At 32.1% G+C, this 4,034-nt stretch carries 3 protein-coding genes, 1 tRNA gene and 1 riboswitch; of the genes, 3 read left to right on the forward strand and 1 reads right to left on the reverse strand.

Annotated elements, in window-relative coordinates; genetic code table 11:
* Nucleotides 1-14: 14 nt before the first annotated feature.
* The 3 genes from E6248_RS14065 (at nt 15) to E6248_RS14075 (ending at nt 2,757) form a co-directional block, all read left to right on the forward strand.
* Nucleotides 15-99 (forward strand) — tRNA-Tyr (locus tag E6248_RS14065).
* Nucleotides 100-240: 141 nt separating this feature from the next.
* Nucleotides 241-346: riboswitch (SAM riboswitch) on the forward strand.
* Nucleotides 347-598: 252 nt separating this feature from the next.
* Entirely contained in the window at nt 599-1,774 is a 1,176-nt protein-coding gene (gene metK / locus E6248_RS14070; RefSeq protein WP_316341415.1) for a methionine adenosyltransferase, read from the forward strand.
* Nucleotides 1,775-1,950: 176 nt separating this feature from the next.
* On the forward strand, nt 1,951-2,757 hold the full coding sequence (locus E6248_RS14075) for a class I SAM-dependent methyltransferase (RefSeq protein ID WP_316341416.1): 807 nt from the start codon (nt 1,951-1,953) through the stop codon (nt 2,755-2,757).
* Nucleotides 2,758-2,812: 55 nt separating this feature from the next.
* Here E6248_RS14075 and nagA read toward each other — a convergent pair whose 3' ends face one another.
* The gene (nagA, locus tag E6248_RS14080; protein ID WP_316341417.1) at nt 2,813-3,943 is read right to left on the reverse strand and encodes an N-acetylglucosamine-6-phosphate deacetylase; all 1,131 of its coding nucleotides are present in this window, start codon (nt 3,941-3,943) and stop codon (nt 2,813-2,815) included.
* Nucleotides 3,944-4,034: the final 91 nt, after the last annotated feature.

Genomic DNA, 4,034 nt, shown 5'->3' on the forward strand with positions numbered 1-4,034 from the left:
AAATAAATTGACATGGGGGAGTTCCCGAGTGGCCAAAGGGGGCAGACTGTAAATCTGTTACGTTTCGTTTCGATGGTTCGAATCCGTCCTCCCCCACCACAAAGACAAGGTTACTTGTCTTTTTTTTATTTATCAGAAATTATAGAAGGATCATCACTATTAATGCGCAAGAAAATTACATTTTATTGTTGACTATTAATATTAAAGGTGATATAATCTGTAAGTAAAATTTGATATTAGTTCTTATCAAGAGAGGTGGAGGGAAAAGGGCCCTGTGAAACCCGGCAACCTGCTTCATTAAGTTGAGTGTGGTGCCAATTCCAGCAATATTTTTGCAAGATAAGAAAGATTAAGATTTTGTATCTCTTCTTATCGAGGAGATTTTTTTTATTCTTAAAAGTTTTTATTTAAATAATATTATTGATAACTATAAATATTTTATCAATTAGGAATATTATTTTATAAAGAATAAAAAATAAAAATACGTAATGAAAGCTATAAGAACTAGATACGTAAAAAACTATGACTTAAAGTCTATGGAAGATTTTTTATAAAATAGCCTAGAATTAATATCAAAAAAATGAAAGGAGATATTAATATGAAAAGATTATTTACTTCAGAATCAGTTACAGAAGGACATCCAGATAAAATTTGTGATCAAATTTCAGATGCAGTATTAGATAGCATATTAGCTAAGGACCCATCAGCTAGAGTAGCTTGTGAAACAGCTGTAACAACAGGAATGGTTTTAGTTATGGGGGAAATATCTACTAATTGTTATGTAGATATTCCAAAATTAGTTAGAGAAACAATTAAGGGAATTGGCTATGATAGAGCTAAATATGGATTTGACTGTGAAACTTGTTCTGTATTAACTTCAATTGATGAGCAATCAAGAGATATAGCAATGGGTGTTGATGAAGCGTTAGAATCAAGAGCTGGCGAAAAGGATGATGTTGAAGCCGTTGGAGCAGGAGACCAAGGAATGATGTTTGGTTTTGCAACTAATGAAACAGAGGAATTTATGCCATTACCAATAGCTATGGCTCATAAATTATCAAGAAAGTTATCAGAAGTTAGAAAAAATGGTACTTTACCTTATTTAAGACCAGATGGTAAGACTCAAGTTACAGTTGAGTATGATGATAACAAGGTTGTTAGAATCGATGCTATAGTAATATCTACACAACATGGTGAAGATATTACTCAAGAGCAAATCAGAGAAGATTTAATGAAATATGTAATACAAGCAGTTGTACCAGCTGAATTATTAGATGAAAACACTAAGTATTATATAAATCCAACTGGAAGATTCGTTGTTGGTGGACCACAAGGAGATAGTGGTTTAACAGGTAGAAAGATTATTGTTGACACTTACGGTGGATATGGAAGACACGGTGGTGGAGCTTTCTCAGGAAAAGATCCAACTAAGGTTGATAGATCAGCAGCATATGCAGCTAGATGGGTAGCTAAGAACTTAGTTGCAGCAGGAGTTGCTGATAAGTTAGAAATTCAATTAGCTTATGCTATTGGAGTTGCTAAGCCAGTATCAATCGAAGTGGAAACTTTTGGAACAGGTAAGAAATCAGAAGAAGAAATAGTTGCTATAGTAGAAAAGGTGTTTGACTTAAGACCAGGTGCTATAATAAGAGATCTAGAATTAAGAAGACCTATATACAAACAAACAGCAGCTTATGGACACTTTGGAAGAAACGACTTAAACTTACCTTGGGAACAATTAAATAAAGTAGAAGAAATAAAGAAATTCCTTTAAATAGTATGAGAAATTGAGGCTGCTAGCTTATTAAGCTAGTGGTCTTTTTTGTGTATATAATAATAGAATGCAATAAGCTAAATTGACCTATGGTAATATTGTGGGATATATTACATAATTAGTGAGTTGAAAGGGCGGTTAATGATATAATATTTATAAAAAGGGGGGAATTGATTATGGGAGAAAATTTGCAGGTTAATGCTGATAGATTTATGGGCTTTTCAGATCTTTATGATAGCGCAAGACCTAAATGTCCTGAGAAGGTTAAAGAGATAATATTAAAATACATGGGGAGTAAACCATCTCTTGTAGTAGATATGGGGTGTGGGACAGGGCTTTCTACAAAGATTTGGAGTGATGTAAGTAGTAAAGTTATAGGAATAGAACCAAGCTCTGATATGATTGAAATAGCAAGAGAGAAATCATTAGGATTAGATAATGTGAAGTTTGTTTCTACATTCTCAGATAATACTGGTTTAGAAAGTAATTCTGTAGATATAATTACAGCTTCTCAATCCTTTCATTGGATGAATCCAGAAACTACATTGCAAGAAGCAGCTAGATTATTAAAGAATGGGGGAATCTTTTCTGTTTATGATTGTGATTGGCCACCAGTATGTAACTGGGAAGCAGAGCTTGAATATAATAAGCTTTTTGAAAAAGTAAATGAAATTGAATCAAAGTATTCAGAGGCTAATACAAAGTTTATTAAATGGAGTAAAGATAATCATTTATCTAATATAGAGAAAAGTGGACATTTCAGATATGTAAGAGAAATAGTATTTTCCAATACTGAACTATGTGATGCTAGAAGATTTATTACAATTGCTTTGAGTCAAGGTGGATTACAATCTATTATTAAATCAAATATAGATGAAATTAATTCTAATTTAAATTCTTTTGAAAAAAGAATTTTAGATATTTTTCGTGAGGATAAATTTGAAATAGATTTTTGCTATCGTATGAGGATAGCTGTTAAGTAAATGAAATATAGATAAAATAAAAAGGACTATTTAAAAATAGCCCTTTTAATAATTTCTATACTAAAACTTTTCCGCCTACTATTACCTTCTTAATATTGATTTCATCATCAAATAATAATAAGTCTGCATCATAGCCTTCTTTAATTAATCCTTTTCTATCTGCAACTTTACAGTGCTTAGCAGGATTGTAAGCAGCCATTTTAACAGCTTCATGTAGAGGAAGACCAACATTTTTATAAACATTTTTAACAGCCTTATCTAAAGTTAAGATTGATCCAGCAAGGCTTCCGCTTAATAATCTAGCAGCGCCATCTTTAACTTCAACCTCTTGACCACCTAAAGCATACATACCATCAGGCATAGCACAAGCCATCATAGCATCTGTTACTAATAAAACTTTATCAGGAGTTTTTTGATTGTATGCTATTCTAAGTGATGGATATGAAACGTGGATACCATCAGAAATTGTTTCAGTAGTAATTTCACTATCAAATATAGCTCCAACTACTCCTGGCTCTCTGTGAGCGAATGGAGTCATAGCATTGAATAGGTGAGTTGAGTGACCACATCCACATTTAATTCCTTCCATTGCTTCATCGTAAGTAGCTCTAGTATGACCTATTGAGCAAACTACGCCTCTCTTAGATAATTCTTTTATTAATTCCTTAGCACCTGGTACTTCAGGAGCAATAGTGATAGATACTACAGCATCTTCAGCATCTCCAACCATAGCAGTGTAGTTTTCAAGAGTTGGAGGAATTAAGAAGTTAGGATTTTGAGCACCGATTGCTTTAGGGTTTATAAATGGTCCTTCTAAGTGAGCACCTAAAACTATAGCACCATCAGTTCCATTTTCTTTAGCTTCTTTAATAACATCCATTGATTTTTTTATATCTTCTACAGCAACAGTCATAGTAGTTGGTGTAAAAGCAGTAGTTCCATGCTTAACTATTACCTTAGAAATTTCATTAATAGCTTCAAAAGTTCCATCCATAGTATCGTGTCCACCAGCACCATGTATATGAACATCAATAAATCCAGGTGATAAATATAAGCCTTCAGCATCTATAACTTCTGTATCGTCATAGTTACTTGGGTTAATTGCTTTAATTTTGTTGTTTTCAATTAACACATTTCCTTTTTCGATTTTGTCTAAGTAAATTATGTTACAATTTTTAATTAACATATAATGTACACCTCCATTATTTACTATTTTTATTATATCACATTAAAATTGTATAATCTTTATTATGTATTATTCAATATATATTATATAA

Source organism: Clostridium sp. (assembly GCF_032552055.1).
Lineage (GTDB): Bacteria > Bacillota > Clostridia > Clostridiales > Clostridiaceae > Clostridium.